Origin of the sequence: Pseudomonas brassicacearum (assembly GCF_003732225.1) — a bacterium.
GTDB classification, from domain to species: domain Bacteria; phylum Pseudomonadota; class Gammaproteobacteria; order Pseudomonadales; family Pseudomonadaceae; genus Aquipseudomonas; species Aquipseudomonas brassicacearum_E.
On sequence record NZ_MOBJ01000014.1, the window covers coordinates 28,161 to 44,405 of the forward strand.

Annotated in this window: 14 protein-coding genes; 1 reads left to right on the top strand and 13 read right to left on the bottom strand. The window is 59.6% G+C overall.

The annotated features are described in order from the left end of the window. Positions 1 to 109: 109 nt before the first annotated feature. The 5 genes from BK659_RS19880 to arcD all read right to left on the bottom strand — a co-directional run bounded on the left by BK659_RS19880 (position 110) and on the right by arcD (position 5,426). Positions 110 to 469, bottom strand: a complete 360-nt coding sequence (locus tag BK659_RS19880; protein ID WP_123426674.1) for a DUF5064 family protein — start codon at positions 467 to 469, stop codon at positions 110 to 112. 59 nt (positions 470 to 528) lie between these two features. After that, complete coding sequence (gene arcC / locus BK659_RS19885; RefSeq protein WP_123426675.1) at positions 529 to 1,458, bottom strand: carbamate kinase; 930 nt, start codon at positions 1,456 to 1,458, stop codon at positions 529 to 531. Between the two features lie 156 nt (positions 1,459 to 1,614). After that, entirely contained in the window at positions 1,615 to 2,625 is a 1,011-nt protein-coding gene (locus BK659_RS19895) for an ornithine carbamoyltransferase (protein WP_071553691.1), read from the bottom strand. A 70-nt stretch (positions 2,626 to 2,695) separates the two neighbouring features. Next, positions 2,696 to 3,952 (bottom strand): arginine deiminase, encoded by a 1,257-nt coding sequence (gene arcA / locus BK659_RS19900; RefSeq protein WP_123426676.1) that lies wholly within the window; start codon positions 3,950 to 3,952, stop codon positions 2,696 to 2,698. A gap of 46 nt (positions 3,953 to 3,998) precedes the next feature. Beyond that, positions 3,999 to 5,426 carry an arginine-ornithine antiporter gene (gene arcD / locus BK659_RS19905; RefSeq protein WP_123426677.1) on the bottom strand — a complete coding sequence of 476 codons (1,428 nt, stop codon included), beginning with the start codon at positions 5,424 to 5,426 and terminating at the stop codon, positions 3,999 to 4,001. Between the two features lie 459 nt (positions 5,427 to 5,885). On the opposite strand from arcD, the gene BK659_RS19910 reads away from it, so the two are divergent. After that, positions 5,886 to 6,749 carry a DNA-3-methyladenine glycosylase family protein gene (locus BK659_RS19910; protein WP_123426678.1) on the top strand — a complete coding sequence of 288 codons (864 nt, stop codon included), beginning with the start codon at positions 5,886 to 5,888 and terminating at the stop codon, positions 6,747 to 6,749. Between the two features lie 561 nt (positions 6,750 to 7,310). Here the strand turns inward: BK659_RS19910 and BK659_RS19915 are convergent. From BK659_RS19915 to gap, 8 genes are all read right to left on the bottom strand, one after another. Then, entirely contained in the window at positions 7,311 to 8,660 is a 1,350-nt protein-coding gene (locus BK659_RS19915; protein ID WP_123426679.1) for a CoA transferase, read from the bottom strand. A 181-nt stretch (positions 8,661 to 8,841) separates the two neighbouring features. Beyond that, positions 8,842 to 9,237 carry a YbaN family protein gene (locus tag BK659_RS19920; protein WP_123426680.1) on the bottom strand — a complete coding sequence of 132 codons (396 nt, stop codon included), beginning with the start codon at positions 9,235 to 9,237 and terminating at the stop codon, positions 8,842 to 8,844. A gap of 160 nt (positions 9,238 to 9,397) precedes the next feature. Next, positions 9,398 to 10,000: a biliverdin-producing heme oxygenase gene (locus tag BK659_RS19925; protein ID WP_123426681.1), complete on the bottom strand. Its 603-nt coding sequence runs from the start codon at positions 9,998 to 10,000 to the stop codon at positions 9,398 to 9,400. Between the two features lie 114 nt (positions 10,001 to 10,114). Then, positions 10,115 to 12,703, bottom strand: coding sequence for a TonB-dependent receptor (locus tag BK659_RS19930; RefSeq protein ID WP_123426682.1), 2,589 nt, complete (start codon positions 12,701 to 12,703; stop codon positions 10,115 to 10,117). Between the two features lie 120 nt (positions 12,704 to 12,823). Next, on the bottom strand, positions 12,824 to 13,792 hold the full coding sequence (locus tag BK659_RS19935; RefSeq protein WP_123426683.1) for a FecR family protein: 969 nt from the start codon (positions 13,790 to 13,792) through the stop codon (positions 12,824 to 12,826). Positions 13,793 to 13,934: 142 nt separating this feature from the next. Continuing rightward, positions 13,935 to 14,450, bottom strand: coding sequence for an RNA polymerase sigma factor (locus BK659_RS19940; RefSeq protein ID WP_123426684.1), 516 nt, complete (start codon positions 14,448 to 14,450; stop codon positions 13,935 to 13,937). Between the two features lie 75 nt (positions 14,451 to 14,525). Beyond that, entirely contained in the window at positions 14,526 to 14,990 is a 465-nt protein-coding gene (locus BK659_RS19945; RefSeq protein ID WP_123426685.1) for a methylglyoxal synthase, read from the bottom strand. A gap of 119 nt (positions 14,991 to 15,109) precedes the next feature. Beyond that, the gene (gene gap, locus BK659_RS19950) at positions 15,110 to 16,111 is read right to left on the bottom strand and encodes a type I glyceraldehyde-3-phosphate dehydrogenase (RefSeq protein WP_123426686.1); all 1,002 of its coding nucleotides are present in this window, start codon (positions 16,109 to 16,111) and stop codon (positions 15,110 to 15,112) included. Between the last annotated feature and the right edge of the window lie 134 nt (positions 16,112 to 16,245).

The window sequence follows — 16,245 nt, forward strand, 5'->3', positions numbered from 1 at the left end:
GAACCAATGTGGGAGCGAGCTTGCTCGCGATAGCGGTCTTTCAGTCGACATCCATGGTGAATGTCAATCCGTCATCGCGAGCAAGCTCGCTCCCACAGGGTGAGTGGGGTTATTCCAGATGTTCAGGCTTCACCGGATCCCCGGATTTGACGTGCAGTTGCGCGCGTACGTCTTCGAACATCTCGTCGTAATACTTGTGCAGCGAGCCGATGCTGGCGGTTTTAGGCATGCCGTATTTCTGTGCGATGCGCGTGGCGTGTCGGGCAAAGTCGAAGGCCTGGTCCTTGGGCAGGAAGAATTCTTCATTCAGGTCCTTGCCTTCGACCGAGCCATGCAGCTTGAAGAGCATGCCTGTGCCTTCCTTGGGATCTGTTGCGACCTCATAGTCAATGCACAGGTTGTAGCTGAAGTCGTCCTTGTTCAGGGCGTGGCGCTCGATGTGCAAGTGACCGGGCTCGAATGTGGCCATGGGCGTCTCCTTCAAAGGCATTGAAGCGGGGCAGGCATGAGGTCTGCCCCGGCTGTTTTTTATCGGTAGGCGATACCAAGTTTAGCCGTGCTGATACGGGTGCCGGCCTTGCCCTGGACGATGGATTCGATGTCCGAGAGTGAACCGATCACCGCGACTTTGCCAGTGTTGCGGGCGAACTCGCAGGCTGCCTGGACTTTCGGGCCCATGGAGCCGGCGGCGAAGCCGAGTTTTTCGATGTCGTCGGGGTGGGCCTGGGCGATAGCTTTCTGGGTTGGCTTGCCGAAATCGACAAACGCGGCGTTGACGTCGGTGGCGATCACCAGCAAATCACTTTCAAGCTGTTCGGCCAGCAGTGCCGAGCACAGGTCCTTGTCGATCACCGCTTCCACGCCCTTGAGCTTGCGGTTCTCGTCGTACATCGTCGGAATGCCGCCACCGCCCGCGCAGATCACGATGCTGCCTTTGTCCAGCAGCCACTTGATCGGGCGGATTTCGAAGATGCGTTTGGGTTTCGGACTGGCCACCACGCGGCGGAACTTGTCACCGTCCGGGGCAATCGCCCAACCTTTTTCAGCGGCCAGCGCCTCGGCTTCGGCCTTGGAGTAGACCGGGCCGATAGGCTTGCTCGGGTTCTGGAAGGCCGGGTCCCTGGCGTCGACTTCAACCTGGGTCAGCAGGGTTGCGAACGGCACTTCGAAGTCCAGCAGGTTGCCCAGTTCCTGTTCGATGATATAGCCAATCATGCCTTCGGTTTCGGCACCGAGCACGTCCAGCGGGTAAGGGGAAACCTGGGTGTAGGCCGCCGCTTGCAGCGACAGCAGACCGACTTGCGGGCCATTGCCATGAGCGATCACCAGTTGATTGCCGGGGTGGATTTTGGCGATCTGTTCGGTGGCGATCCGGATGTTGGCACGTTGATTGTCCGCGGTCATGGGCTCACCACGGCGGAGCAGGGCGTTACCGCCCAGTGCAACGACGATACGCATAATGCAATCCTTCTAAACAGAGAGGTAGCAGGCGACTCGGTCTCCTGTGGGAGCGAGCTTGCTCGCGATGGCGCGGTGTCAGTCGACGTCAATGTTGCCTGTCACACCGCTATCGCGAGCAAGCTCGCTCCCACAAAGAGCAAACCGGGTGGGTCTTTAGATATCCGCCAGCGCCGAGACCAGGATCGCCTTGATGGTGTGCATGCGGTTTTCCGCTTGCTCGAAGGCGATGTTGGCGGGCGACTCGAAGACTTCCTCGGTCACTTCAACGCCGTTGGCCAGGTTCGGATAACGCGCCGCGATGTCCTTGCCGACCTTGGTTTCACTGTTGTGGAACGCCGGCAGGCAGTGCATGAACTTCACCCGGGGGTTGCCCGAGGCTTTCATCATTTTGGCGTTGACCTGGTACGGCAGCAGTTGCTCGATACGCTCGTCCCAGGCTTCGACCGGTTCACCCATCGACACCCAGATGTCGGTGTGGATGAAGTCCACGCCCTTGACCGCTTCTTTTGGGTCTTCGGTGATGGTGATACGGGCACCGCTTTCTTCGGCGAAGGCTTTGCACTGATCGATGAAGTCCTGATGTGGCCACAGCGCTTTCGGTGCGCCGATGCGCACGTCCATGCCGAGTTTGGCGCCGATCATCAGCAGCGAGTTGCCCATGTTGTAGCGGGCGTCACCGAGGTAGGCGTAGCTGATGTCATGCAACGGCTTGTCGCTGTGTTCGCGCATGGTCAGGGTGTCGGCGATCATTTGGGTCGGGTGGAACTCGGCGGTCAGGCCGTTGAACACCGGCACGCCAGCGAACTTGGCCAGCTCTTCGACGATTTCCTGTTCGAAGCCACGGTACTCGATCGCATCGAACATCCGACCGAGAACGCGGGCGGTGTCTTTCATGCTTTCCTTGTGGCCGATTTGCGACGACACCGGGTCGATGTAGGTGACATGAGCACCTTGGTCATGGGCCGCGACTTCGAAGGCGCAACGGGTGCGGGTCGAGGTTTTTTCGAAGATCAGCGCGATGTTCTTGCCTTTGAGGTGCGGCTGTTCGGTGCCGGTGTACTTGGCGCGTTTCAGGTCGCGGGACAGGTCCAGCAGGTAGTGCAGCTCGCGATTGGTGTGGTGCATCAGCGAGAGCAGGCTGCGGTTGCGCATGTTAAAAGCCATGATGTGGATCTCCTTTGGTTTCGGTTATCCCCTTGGTCGGACTCTGTAAGCCTCGGCCAAGGTTTGAAAGTTAATAGTCGATTGGGTCGCGGATGATCGGGCAGGTCATGCAGTGGCCGCCGCCACGACCGCGACCGAGTTCGCCGGCGCTGATGGTGATGACCTCGATACCGGCCTTGCGCAGCAGGGTGTTGGTGTAGGTGTTGCGGTCGTAACCGATCACCACGCCGGGCTCCACGGCGACCACGTTGTTGCCGTCGTCCCACTGTTCGCGTTCGGCGGCGAAGCTGTTGCCGCCGGTTTCGACGACGCGCAGGGCCTTGAGGTTGAGTGCGGCGGCCACGGTGTCGAGGAAGCTGGTTTCTTCGCGACGGATATCGATGCCGCCCGGTTTGCTTTCGTCAGGGCGCAGGGTGAAGGCCACGATCTGGTTCACCACTTCCGGGAAAATCGTCACCAGGTCGCGGTCGCAGAAGCTGAACACGGTGTCCAGGTGCATCGCCGCGCGGGATTTCGGCAGGCCGGCAACGATCACCCGCTCGACCGCTTTGTGCTTGAACAGGTTCAGTGCCAACTGGCCGATGGCCTGACGGGACGAGCGTTCGCCCATGCCGATCAACACTACGCCGTTACCGATCGGCATCACGTCGCCGCCTTCCAGCGTGGCGTTGCCGTGCTGCTGATCCGGGTCGCCGTACCAGACCTGGAAGTCGGCGTTGGTGAACTCGGGGTGGAACTTGTAGATGGCGCTGGCCAGCAGGGTTTCCTGACGGCGTGCTGGCCAGTACATCGGGTTCAGTGTGACGCCGCCATAGATCCAGCACGTGGTGTCGCGGGTGAACTGGGTGTTTGGCAGCGGCGGCAGAATGAAGCTGGAGTGGCCGAGGAAGTCGCGGAACATTTCGATGGTCTTGCCACCGAAGCTGCTTGGCAGGTCATCGGCCGACACGCCGCCAATCAGGAACTCGGCGACCTTGCGCGGTTCCAGGCTGCGCAGCCAGGAGCTGACTTCGTTGACCAGGCCGAGGCCGACCTGATTGGCGGTGATCTTGCGCTCCAGGATCCAGTCCAGGGCTTCTGGGTTGGCGACGATGTCGGTCAGCAGGTTGTGCATTTCCAGCACATCGATATCGCGCTCACGCATCTTGGTGACGAAGTCGAAATGGTCACGCTTGGCCTGGGCAACCCACAGCACATCATCGAAAAGCAGTTCGTCGCAGTTGTTCGGGGTCAGCCGCTGGTGAGCCAGGCCGGGGGAGCACACCATGACTTTGCGCAGTTTGCCGGCTTCGGAATGTACGCCGTACTTAACTTTTTCCGTGGTCATTACAGATCCTCCAGATAACAAAACGGTCGAGTGTTACAAGCGGGTGCTACAGGGTCAGGAAGCCGTCGTAGAGCCCATAGGCCGCCACCAGGGCACCAATGACTACCGCGGTGAAAATCAGCTTCTCGACGTTGGTGAAAACCGGTTTGCCCAACTCGCGCTTGGCCTTGGCGAACAGGATCGCGCCGGGGGCATAGAGCAGGGCGGACAGCAGCAGGTATTTGATGCCGCCGGCATACAGCAGCCAGATCGCGTAGATCAGTGCGATGCCGCCGATGATCAGGTCTTTCTTGCGTTCGGCCAGGGCGTTTTCATAGCTCTCGCCGCGTACCGCCAACAGCAGCGCATAGGCCGCCGACCACAGGTAAGGCACCAGAATCATCGAGGTGGCGAGGTAGATCAGCGACAGGTAAGTACTGGCCGAGAACAGGGTGATGATCAGGAACACCTGGACCATCGCGTTGGTCAGCCACAGGGCGTTGACCGGCACATGGTTGGCGTTCTCCTTGCGCAAGAACTCCGGCATGGTGTGGTCCTTGGCGGCGGCGAACATGATCTCCGCACACAGCAGCACCCACGACAGCAGCGCACCGAGCAAGGAAATGATCAGGCCGACGCTGATCAGCACCGCGCCCCAGTGACCGACTACATGCTCCAGCACGGCGGCCATCGACGGGTTCTGCAGCTTGGCCAACGCTGGTTGAGTCATGATGCCCAGCGACAGCACGTTCACCAGCACCAGGAACAGCAGCACGGTGATGAAGCCGATCACGGTGGCTTTACCGACATCCGAGCGTTTTTCGGCTCGGGCCGAGAAGATGCTCGCGCCTTCGATGCCGATGAACACCCAGACGGTGACCAGCATCATGTTGCGCACCTGGTTCATCACGCTGCCCAGGTCAGGGTTTTTGATGCCCCAGATGTCGGCGGTGAAGATCTCCAGTTTGAACGCGAAGATCGCGATCAAGACGAACAGCAGCAATGGCACGATCTTGGCGACGGTGGTCACCAGGTTGATGAACGCTGCTTCCTTGATCCCGCGCAGCACCAGAAAGTGCACGGCCCACAGCAGCACCGAAGCACCGATCACCGCAGCCACGGTGTTGCCTTCGCCGAAGATCGGGAAGAAGTAACCCAAGGTGCTGAACAGCAGAACGAAGTAGCCGACGTTACCCAGCCAGGCGCTGATCCAGTAACCCCAGGCGGACGAAAAACCCATGTAGTCGCCGAAACCGGCCTTGGCGTAGGCGTAGACACCGCCATCGAGGTCAGGCTTGCGGTTGGCGAGGGTCTGGAAGACAAACGCCAGGGTCAACATGCCGACGGCGGTGATGGCCCAACCAATCAAAACAGCCCCGACGTCGGCACTGGCGGCCATGTTTTGCGGCAAAGAGAATATTCCGCCACCAATCATGGAACCCACTACCAGAGCGACTAACGCGCCGAGTCGTAGTTTTCCGGGAGATTCAGACATTGCATGACTCCATTGCCGGAGAAGAGAGACCACAGAATAAATCCGCTCACTGATAGAACAGCTGATCTGGATCAGCTCATGGTCACATTCCATTGTTGATTGATGACGTGTGAATACTTCAGAAATTGCGCGCATGTGCCGCTACAGGCCCGCTCCAGAGGCATCGGCATAAATAAAGCAGGGATGGATCCTGATTGTTGCGAGACATGAAGCTAGTTGGCTTTTCAGAATGTGCAAATTTTGTGCATCTGTTTTCAGTACAGAATTGATTTGTCTGGGATAACGCACAAAACTGGCAAAATGCCTGTGTGGCATAGGTGAAGAAGTTCTAAATAAGCATTATTTTTGCCGTTATCTGATTAACGTCATGCCACGTTGCATATTTAATGGAATTAACATTTGTTATGGTTTCAAAACATGACAAACAGTCGATTTGAGATGAGAGATAAGGATGTCACTGTGAAGGTGTTGCTCGACTATCAGCCGCCGTATGACTGGCCAGCGATGCTCGGCTTCTTGTCGGCGCGGGCGATTACCGGGTTGGAGAGCGTGGTCGATGGCGTGTATTCGCGCAGCATCAGCCTGAACGGTGCGCACGGTACGTTTTCGATTACGCCTGCGGCCGTTGAGGCGTTTGAAGTGAGACTGGATTTTCCTGATGCGTCAGCTGCGCCTGAGATCATTGCGCGATTGCGGCGGATGTTCGATCTGGACGCGGATCTGCCGCGCATCCATCAGCAACTGGCGGTTGATCCGTTGATGGCAAGGTTGATTGCCGAGCGTCCCGGTCTACGGGTGCCGGGGGCGTGGGACGGGCTGGAACTGGCGATTCGCGCGGTGTTGGGGCAGCAGATCACGGTGAGTGCGGCGATCAAGCTGGCGGGCAAGCTGGTTGCGCAGTATGGCGAAGCGTTGTCTTCGCCGTTGTCTGGATTGACCCATGTGTTTCCTGAAGCGGCGGTGTTGGCGAAGGCGGATCTGGCGACCTTGGGAATGCCGAAAAGCCGTGGGCGGACGCTGTCTGGCGTGGCGCAGGCGTTGCTTGACGATCCCTTGTTGTTTGAATCGAATCGGGACGGCGGCGTTGCGCGATTGTTGGCATTGTGGGGGATTGGCGACTGGACGGCGCAGTACATCGCTTTGCGTCAATTGCGCGAGCCGGACGCGTTTCCGTCGGGGGATGTGGGGCTGATCAATGCGCTGGCGGCGCTGGAAGGCGGGCCGGTTACAGCGCGTGAATTGTTGGCCCGCGCCGAGGCCTGGCGACCGTGTCGAGCCTATGCGGCACAGGTGCTTTGGACGTCGTTGAGTCGTTCGGACTGAAGCTGATCCGATAGTTGCGTTGACTGTTCGGTCGTCATCGCGAGCAAGCTCGCTCCCACCTTTGATGTGTGGTGATCACAAATGGTGTGCCCACATCAGACCTATGTGGGAGCGAGCCTGCTCGCGATAGCTATTTCACAATTACCACCACTGTGCGCGGTGGGAACCCAATTCCCCAGCCGAGCAGGCTCGCTCCCACCTTTGATGTGTGGTGATCACAAATGGTGTGTCCACATCAGACCTATGTGGGAGCGAGCCTGCTCTCGATAGCTACTTCACAATCACCACCACTGTGCGCGGTGGGAGCCCAATTCCCCGGCCGAGCAGGCTCGCTCCCACCTTTGATGTGTGGTGATCACAAATGGTGTGCTCACATCAGACCTTTGTGGGAGCGAGCCTGCTCGCGATAGCTATTTCACAATTACCACCACTGTGCACGATGTGAACCCAATTCCCCGGCCGAGCAGGCTCGCTCCCACCTTTGATGTGTGGTGATCACAAATGGTGTGTCCACATCAGACCTATGTGGGAGCGAGCTTGCTCGCGAAAGCTATCTGAGAGTCACCGCCATTGCGGCCGATGCGAACCCAATTCCCCGGCCGGAATGACCCACTGCAACGGCGTGCCGGTGATCTTCAGTGGTACATGCAATCGATGCGCCGGGCCCCAGACTGTTTGCTCAACCAACATTCCCTGATCGTTATCATCTTCCGCCTGCAACGCCTCATCCGCCCCCGCTCCCTGTTCAACCAGCAACTTCGCCGTGCGCGCCAGCGATAATCGCGCCGAGCTGCCGTGCCCGCTCCTCAACCGCTCAGTCAACGCCTTGATCGCACTGGCCGCCATCAAATACCCGGTGGCGTGATCGAGTGCTTGAACCGGCAACGGCGTGGGTTTGTCCGCGTGCTTCCAACCCATCCCCGCCTCGGCGATGCCGCTGCTCATTTGCACCAGGCTGTCGAAGCCACGGCGGTTTTGCCAAGGGCCGCTCCAGCCGTAGGCATTCAGGCAAATGTCGATCAGCCCGGGAGCAAGTTTTTGCCGTTCGGCGGTGCCGTAGCCGAGGCGTTCCAGGGCGTCGGCGCGGTAACCGTGAAGCAGGATGTCAGCGTCCTTGAGCAGGTTTTCAAATACCAAACGATCGCTGTTGTTGTGCAGGTCCAGGCGGGCGCAACGTTTACCCAGGGTGACTTCCGGAACCACACCGGGTTCGTTCCACTGCGGTGGATCGATGCGCAGCACATCGGCGCCCAAGCCGGCGAGAAAGCGACTGGCAACGGGACCGGCGAGTACGCGAGTCAGGTCCAGCACCTTGACGCCCGCCAGCGGTTGCGCGACCGAGCCTTGCCAGGCGTTTGAGCGCTCGCTGTTTCCGGCGGAAAACTGAATCAGTGGCTCGGCGTTGACGGCCAAGCCTTGAGGATGGGACTGCCATTGTGGCCATGAGCGCATTTCGGCGGCGCAACCGCCGGCCTCGACTACCGCGTGTTCCAGATCGCTTTTGGCCCATCGAGCGACTTTCGCGGCCATCGCCGCGCGATCGAAGCAGTGTCCCAGCACCTGTTCGGCGGCGCTGCGGTGATGAGGGGCGTTGGTGTGCAGGCGAATCCAGCCGTCGTGGGTTGCATAGTCGCCCGCGATGGGGTCCCACAGCGGTGGCACGCTCCAGCCCATCGGACGGATCGAGGTGGCGAACCAGAAGGAGGCGAGACGACGGTCGACTTCAAGGGTTGGTAAACGACCGGTCTGTTGTTTTAGCAATTCGCTGGCAGCCTGGCCGGCCGCCGCGATGCTGGCGCTGGCGAGGTCCGTCACGGCAAACGCCGAGGGCAGGGCGCCGTTCGAGGTAAAGGCGATGGCGGTAGCGGGCAAGCCGAGCGCGGCTTGAATGGACGTGAGGAAATCAGTCATCGAAGGCCCTCCGGAAGAGAGGGTTGATCATAGAACAAAGATCGCAGCCTGCGGCAGCTCCTACGGGATCTCGTACACCGTAGGAGCTGCCGCAGGCTGCGATCTTTTTAGGCTTACACCCGGAACTGATCCATCAATTTCATCTGGTGCGTGGCTAGCGAGTTCAGCTGGGATCCGGTGTTCAGGAAAGTTGCGGCAGGGACTCGGGCCGCGACCAGATCCACACATTGCCCAGGCTCATGCCGGTGATGGCCAGGTAAATCGGCCAGCCATGATCGAGCATCACCAGCATCAATCCGGCGCACAGCAGCATGCTGACGGTGGCGCTGATTTTGGCCCGGCGGGCGATGATCTTGCCGTTGCGCCAGTTGTTGAGGATTGGTCCGAACAAACGATGGTTTTCCAGCCAGGCACTCAGGCGCGGCGAGCTTTTGGTGGCGGCCCAGGCGGCCAGCAGGATGAATTCGGTGGTGGGCAAACCCGGCACGACGATGGCGATCAGACCCAACGCCAGACTGGCGTAGGCGAGCAGGCCGAAGAGCAGGCGTGCGAGTTTCGAGGAGGCAGGGGCGGGCATGGGTTGGAAGATGACTGCGCGGCTTGATGGAGTGTTGCTGAAATACTCAGTCCCTTGTGGGAGCGAGCTTGCTCGCGATGACGGTAGTACATTCGATATCAATGTTGACTGACCCATCGCTATCGCGAGCAAGCTCGCTCCCACAGGGGATTGCGTTCCGTCAGGCGAGTTCGGTGGCGTAAGCCTGTTCCAGCAGGACGGTGAAGCGGTTGAACGCATCAATCGCACCTTTCTCGACCGCCGCTTCTTCTTCGGCACTGAACTCAAGCCCGTCGAGGGTTTTGACGAAGCTTTTCCAGCCTTCGGCGCGACCACCCGCTGGCTCACCCAGGTGACGGGCACCAAAGGTTTCGCTCAGGCCCAGGCCAACGGCACGCTTGATCAGGAACGCGGCACCGAGTTTCGACCCTTCGGAGACGAAGATCCAGCCCAGTGCTTGCGCCTTGTTCGGGTTTTTCACGGCGCCGGCCACCGGGGCCGGAACGTCGGTTTCCAGGTCGGCCAGGTCAGCCTTGGCGGCTTCGGCGCGGCAACGCTGCGGCAGGTCCGGGACGATGGCGATCAGTTCGGCATCGTTGTACAGCGACACCAGTTCCGACTGAAACAGGTACTGGGCAACCACGAAACGGGCGAAGTTGGCTTGGGTTTCGAACGGTGCGTGAGCTTTCACCAGTGCGTCGAGCTTGCTGTGCGGCTCGTTTGTTATCTGGTTCAAGCGTTGCGAGCGCAGGCTCGGGCGTTCAGAGGTTTGGGCGGCGGTCATGAAGAAGTCCTTGAGAATGAAAGGCGCGTTGTAACTAGACGAACCAGAAGACGCGACAGAGTAAAAAATCCTCACTGCGCTTTGATCTGAAAAGCGCAGTGAGGCCCGTCTGGATCAGATGTCCCAGATCAGGTTGATCGCGAAATTGCGGCCTGGCTCGGTCAGGCGGTCGAGGTTGGCCGGGCTGAGTACGGCGGCTTCGCCGACGCTGTCGTAACCGCGCACGTTGTCCCACTGCCAGTATTTCTTGTCGGCCAGGTTGTAGACGCCAGCGCTGACAGTCACGTCGTCGGTCACTTTGTAGAAACCGCTCAGGTCAACCACGCCATAGCCCGGTGTCTTGAACTGGCTGCTGACGCCGTCCGGCGACTTGAAGCTGCTGCTGTCGACGAGGTTTTTCTTCTGCACCAGGGTCCAGCTGAGCAAGGCGCCGTAGTTGTCCTGGTCGTAACCCAGACCGAATACGCCAGTCAGTGGGTTGACCGCATTGAGCGGTTCGCCGGTGTCGTTGTTGCGACCGTGGGCATAGGCCACCGAGCCCTGGGTGTAGAGACCTTGCGGTGCGCCGAAGGTGTCGAGGTTCAGGCGACCTTTGAGCTCCACGCCCTTGATGGTCGCGTGCTTGATGTTGTTGCTCTGGAACGTCAGCTCGTTGTAGCCCGGAGTGACGGCGTCTTCGTTGATGAAGTCGCGGTACTTGTTATAGAACACCGCCACATCGAAGTGGCCGGACTCGAAGTTGCCGCGCAGGCCGGTCTCGTAGCTCTGGCTTTTCTCCGGCCCCAGATTCGGGTTCGGTTCCACTCGGTAGCCGGTGGTGGTGTTCTCGAAACGGCCGTACAGCGCCTTGGCGGTCGGGGTGCGGAAGCCTTCGGCGTACTGACCGTACCAGGTGTAGTTGTCGGTCAGGGCGTAGGTCAGGCCGAACTTGGGCGACACGCGATGCCAGGTCTTGTTCTCGTCGCTGACCGTGCCTTTGCCGTCGGCGGCCACGGTGTTGAGGAATTCCTGGGTGATGTGCGGCTTGAGCTGGGTGTAGTCGTAGCGCAGGCCCGGCAGGAAGGTCCATTTGTTCCAGCTGATCTGATCCTGGGCGAACAGACTGTAGGTGTTGATGGTCGGGTCCGGGAAGTCACTGGATTTCTTCAACACGTCAGCAGGGCTGATCGCGCCGATTTTTCGGCAACTGCCGAACACCGTCAGGCATGTTCCGCTACCGCTACGCGAGCCGCTGACTTTCTCTTGCTTGATGGTGGTGCCGTAGGTCAACAAATGGTCGGTTTCACCAAGGCTGAAGGCCTTGTCCAGCTGTGCGTCGAATACCCACTGCTGTTCTTCATAGAGGGTTTCGCGGCTGCGCATCACGTTGCGGCTGAACGGGAAGTAGTTTTCCAGGGTGCTCTGATCGGTCTTGGCGATCTGGTAGTTCAGGCTCCATTTGACTTGGTCGACCAGCAGGCTATCGAGGGCGAAATTGTTTTCCAGGCCGAAGCGTTCGCGGGTGATGGTGTCGTTGCCGGTGCGCGAGCGGTACATGCCCATTGGCTGGCCATTGTTGAACGGGCCACCGACGGCGCTTTTCTGGTTGGTGTCGCGGTCGTCCTTGTACTTCTCGTAGGTCAGGCCCAGGCGCGCGTCATCGGCGTAGTTCCAGCCGGCTTTGGCCAGCACGTTGGTGGTGCGTACGTCCTCCGGGTTGGCGGCGGTGCGATTGAGCCCCGTGCCGTTGTTGCTGCCGAAGGATTCGGTTTCATGACCATCGCGCTGGCTGAAATGCAGCAAGCCGTCGAACTGCTCGGCGCGCCCGGCGACGGTGGCGGATTTCAGCCAGCTGTCGTCGGCGGAGTTGTAGCCGGTCTTCAGGCGAGCGCCGACGTCTTTGCCGGGCTTGATGATGTCGTCCGGGTCGAGGGTGAAGTAGCTGACCGCGCCGCCGATGGCGTTGCTGCCGTAGAGTACCGAAGCCGGGCCGCGGAGGATTTCCACGCGCTTGATGATTTCCGGGTCGACGTAGTTGCGCTGGGTCTTGGCGTACGGACCGTTGAAGAAACCGTTGGGCACCTCGACGCCATCGACTTGCGTCAGGATCCGGTCACCGTCGATGCCGCGAATGTTGTAGCCGCTGATACCGCCACGGGTACCGGTGCCGCCAACCGAAACACCCGGTTCGTAGCGCACCAGTTCCTTGATGGTGTTGACGTTGTTGCGGTCCAGTTCATCGCGCGTGTGCACGGTCACGGTGCTCGGCACGCTGTCGACGCTTTGTTCCTGACGGGTGGCACTGATGGTCATCTGCTGCAGGGCGAGTGTCCCGCCGGCACTGCGTTTTTCCAGCACGATGTTGTTATTGCCCAGTTTGCGATAGCTCAGGTTGGTCCCCACCAACAGGCGATCGAGGGCTTTTTCCGGTGTCAGCGCGCCGTGTACACCCGGCGAGGCGACGCCTTCAGCGAGTTCTGCCGGCAAGCCGACTTGCCAACCGGTGACGGTGGTGAAGGCATTGAGTGCCGATACCAGCGGTTGTTGGGCGATGGCGAAGGTGTAGTCGCCCATGTTGCGACTTGGCTGTTGGCTCGCGGTGGCGGCCATCACTGGCGCGGCCTGGGCACCGGCCAACAGGATGGCGGCAGTCAGCAAGGACAACGTGCAGTTCTGCACGCGAGCGGAAGGTGAAGAGGACCGGCGGGTAAGGCGAGAGGACATCGATAGCGCTCCGTGTCGCACGAATCGTATAGGTGCAGATCCACATCTAAGATGCGAATCAATTGCATTGGCTATAACGAGACGAACGATGAAGCGCTATCGAGTAAAAATAATTCTCATTTAGTTCAGGATCACCAGCGCCGGGAATTCCTGAAGCCTGGCCGAGGTGACGTGAGCCAGCGAGCGGACCACGTCCAGCGGTTGGTCGAGACGGTAATTACCGGTCACCGCCACGTTGGCCAACTGCTCGTTGTTATTGATGATCCAGCCAGGGTAATAGCGGCGCAGTTCGGCCAGCACCTGGCTCAATGGGCAGTTTTCGAACACCAGTCGGCCCTGGACCCAGGCCAGATCGGTTGCCGGGTCGAGCCTGACCGGTTGATCGAAGCCATTGGGGCCGATGCGGATACTTTCGCCCGCGCTCAGGCGCACACGGGCGTCGTTGCGGTTGGAGCGCAAATCGACATCGCCACGCTGCACGCGAACCTGGGCGATACCGTCCAGATAACGCACGGCGAAGGTGGTGTCGCGCACGCTGGCGGTGACCGGGCCGGCGTCGATTTCCAGTGGCAGACCGCGATTGGCCGCGACCTCGAAATAAGCCTCGCCCTGATACAGGCGGGCGATGCGTTGCTGGTCGTTGATGGTGCTGGAAAACGCCGAGTTGGTGTTGAGCAGGACTTTTGAACCGTCCTCCAGTTGCAGGTGCTGACGCTCGCCGACCACGGTCAGATGATCTGCCTGAATCCGCATCGGCAGGTTGCTGAAACTGAACAGCCCAAGTATCAGCACGGCCGCCATGGCCAGCGGTTTCCAGTGCCGGCGCAGGCGCCCGGGCAGCGAGACCTTGTGCCTGGAGGTGTTCAAACTCTGTGCACACTGAGCGACCTGCGGCCCGTTCCAGATCGCCTTGGCCTTGGCGAATGCCTCGGCATTGTGCGGGGCGGCGGCGAGCCAGTCGTGGAATTCGCGGGTTTGTTGCTCGCTCGGACTGTCCAGCACGATCAACCAGTCCAGCGCCTGATCCATGGTGCTGCTGACTGGGTCCCGCGCCGGGGTTGGCGGGTGGGAGTGTGGGCTGTCCGTCACGGGTGTTCCTCGGCTGAGTCTGCAGACCGGCAGTTTCAAGCTTCAAGCTTCAAGCTTCAAGCTTCAAGCTTCAAGCTTCAAGCGGCAAGTATTGCGGTTCGGGATTTTCTTGCAGCTTGAAGCTTACAACTTGCGGCTGCTCTTATTCGTTGAGGCGATCAGCGACACCGACGCAGATCGCCATGATCAGCTTCAGGTCTTTTTGCACGGTGCTCAAGGACACGCTGAGCTGCTCGGCGATCTCCAGATAGCTGTGCCCGTGCAGGCGGCTGAGGATGAAAATCTGTTGTTGGCGCGGGGTGAGTTGGCTGAGGCTGATGTTCAAGCGTTCGAGCATCTGTTCGGCATGGGCGGCGTCCTCGGCACTGCTGAGCGGCGCGGCGATGCTTTGCACGACGTCCAGCGGAACGTCTTCGAGCATCGTGCGGGACTGAATGCGCCGTGCGCGCAGATGGTCCAGCGCCAGGTTGCGGGCGGTTTGAAACACGAAAGGTTCGAGGTGATCGATGGCCCGTTCACTCAACGCGCGGGCCACTCGCAGGTAGGTTTCCTGCAAGAGGTCCTCGGCGGTGCTGTGATTGTTGACCATCCGCTCCAGGGTCCGCAGCAGCGAGACTCGCTGAGCGAGGAAGACATGGTTGAAGCGCGATTGACTCACAATAGGACCTGATCCATTTCGAGTTAATGATAATGCTTATCATCTGTATGAAAGGTCAAGCGCTACCGGTGAGAATTATTTGCGGTCTTGCAGATACGCCGGGTAATCGGGGATCCGGTACTCGTGCGGCTGATCCATCAACGGGCTGCTGAGCAGGTAGTCGGCGCTGCATTCATTGCAGGCCACTGGAATGTTCCAGACCGCCGCGACCCGCAGCAACGCCTTGATATCCGGATCGTGAGGTTGCGGCTCGAACGGGTCCCAGAAGAACACCAGCATGTCGACCCGCTGCTCGGCGATTCGCGCGCCGAGTTGCTGATCGCCACCCAAGGGGCCGCTGATCATGCTTTCGACGGGTAGACCCAGGCGTTTGCTCAACAGCATGCCGGTGGTGCCGGTGGCCACAAGCTCGTGTTGTGCGAGCTTGTCCTTCTGCCGCTCGGCCCAATCCAGCAAGAACACTTTGCAGTGGTCATGGGCAACCAGGGCGATGCGTTTGCGCGCCGCCATGGTTTTGGTGGTAAAGCTGATACCGATCATCGACTACTGCTCCAGCGAAAATGCTCACCGTAGGAGCTGCCGCAGGCTGCGATCTTTTGGCGGTTAACAGATCAAAAGATCGCAGGCTTCGCCAGCTCCTACGACGAGGCAGGGTTAGCTTATTCGGCGTTGCACAGGGCGAGGCAGTTATCGAGCATGCGGTTGGAGAAACCCCATTCGTTGTCGTACCAGGCCAGCACCTTGAGCAGCTTGCCGCTGGACTTGGTGTGGTTGGCATCGAAAATCGACGACAGCGGATTGTGGTTGAAGTCGCTGGAGACCAGCGGCAGGGTGTTGTAGCCGAGGATCTTCGAATGCTGACTGGCTTCTTTGAGCAGTGCGTTGACTTCATCCGCGCTCGCTTCTCGTTTCAGCTGCACGGTCAGGTCTACCAGCGACACGTTGATCACCGGCACGCGCACCGACATGCCGGTCAGCTTGCCGGCCAGTTCCGGCAGCACCAGGCCCACCGCTTCAGCGGCGCCGGTCTTGCTCGGGATCATGTTCTGGGTGGCCGAACGCGCACGGTACGGGTCGACGTGGTAGACATCGGTCAGGTGCTGGTCGTTGGTGTAGGCGTGGATGGTGGTCATCAGACCGCTCTCGATACCCAGCTCGCGGTGCAACACCTGAGCCACCGGGGCCAGGCAGTTAGTGGTGCACGAAGCGTTGGAAATGATCTGGTGCGATTGGCGCAGGATATCGTGGTTGACCCCGTACACCACGGTGGCATCGGCACCTTTGGCCGGGGCCGAGATAATCACTTTGCGCGCGCCGGCGCTAATATGGGCGGCGGCTTTGGCGCGGTCGGTGAACAGACCGGTGCATTCGAACACGACATCAACCTTCTCGGCAGCCCATGGCAATTCGGCCGGGTTGCGAATGGCGCTGACCGAAATCCGGTCACCGTTGACGGTCAGGCTTTCCTGATCGTGCTGCACGTCGGCATCGAAGGTGCCGTGCACGGTGTCGTACTTGAGCAGGTGGGCGTTCATCGAACTGTCGCCCAAATCGTTGATGGCGACGATCTGCAAATCCTGACGGTAGCCTTGGGTATACAGTGCGCGAAGGACATTACGGCCAATACGGCCAAAACCATTGATTGCAATTCGTAGAGTCATTTGTAAAGCGCCGCCGTCGTTTTGTTGTTGGAATTACAAGATTATTCGCAAAAAAATAGAAAACAAGCCTTTTTAGTGGCAATATTTTGTTTTATCTACAACGAGTGACCTGAATCAACTGGTCCGAGTGGTCA

Bases quoted from the DNA above. Each gene is read 5' to 3' on its own strand.
- BK659_RS19880 (WP_123426674.1), bottom strand. From the start codon at position 469: ATGGCCACATTCGAGCCCGGTCACTTGCACATCGAGCGCCACGCCCTG.
- arcD (WP_123426677.1), bottom strand. From the start codon at position 5,426: ATGTCTGAATCTCCCGGAAAACTACGACTCGGCGCGTTAGTCGCTCTG.
- BK659_RS19925 (WP_123426681.1), bottom strand. From the start codon at position 10,000: ATGACCGCCGCCCAAACCTCTGAACGCCCGAGCCTGCGCTCGCAACGC.
- BK659_RS19895 (WP_071553691.1), bottom strand. From the start codon at position 2,625: ATGGCTTTTAACATGCGCAACCGCAGCCTGCTCTCGCTGATGCACCAC.
- BK659_RS19930 (WP_123426682.1), bottom strand. From the start codon at position 12,703: ATGTCCTCTCGCCTTACCCGCCGGTCCTCTTCACCTTCCGCTCGCGTG.
- gap (WP_123426686.1), bottom strand. From the start codon at position 16,111: ATGACTCTACGAATTGCAATCAATGGTTTTGGCCGTATTGGCCGTAAT.
- BK659_RS19915 (WP_123426679.1), bottom strand. From the start codon at position 8,660: ATGACTGATTTCCTCACGTCCATTCAAGCCGCGCTCGGCTTGCCCGCT.
- BK659_RS19920 (WP_123426680.1), bottom strand. From the start codon at position 9,237: ATGCCCGCCCCTGCCTCCTCGAAACTCGCACGCCTGCTCTTCGGCCTG.
- arcC (WP_123426675.1), bottom strand. From the start codon at position 1,458: ATGCGTATCGTCGTTGCACTGGGCGGTAACGCCCTGCTCCGCCGTGGT.
- arcA (WP_123426676.1), bottom strand. From the start codon at position 3,952: ATGACCACGGAAAAAGTTAAGTACGGCGTACATTCCGAAGCCGGCAAA.
- BK659_RS19945 (WP_123426685.1), bottom strand. From the start codon at position 14,990: ATGATCGGTATCAGCTTTACCACCAAAACCATGGCGGCGCGCAAACGC.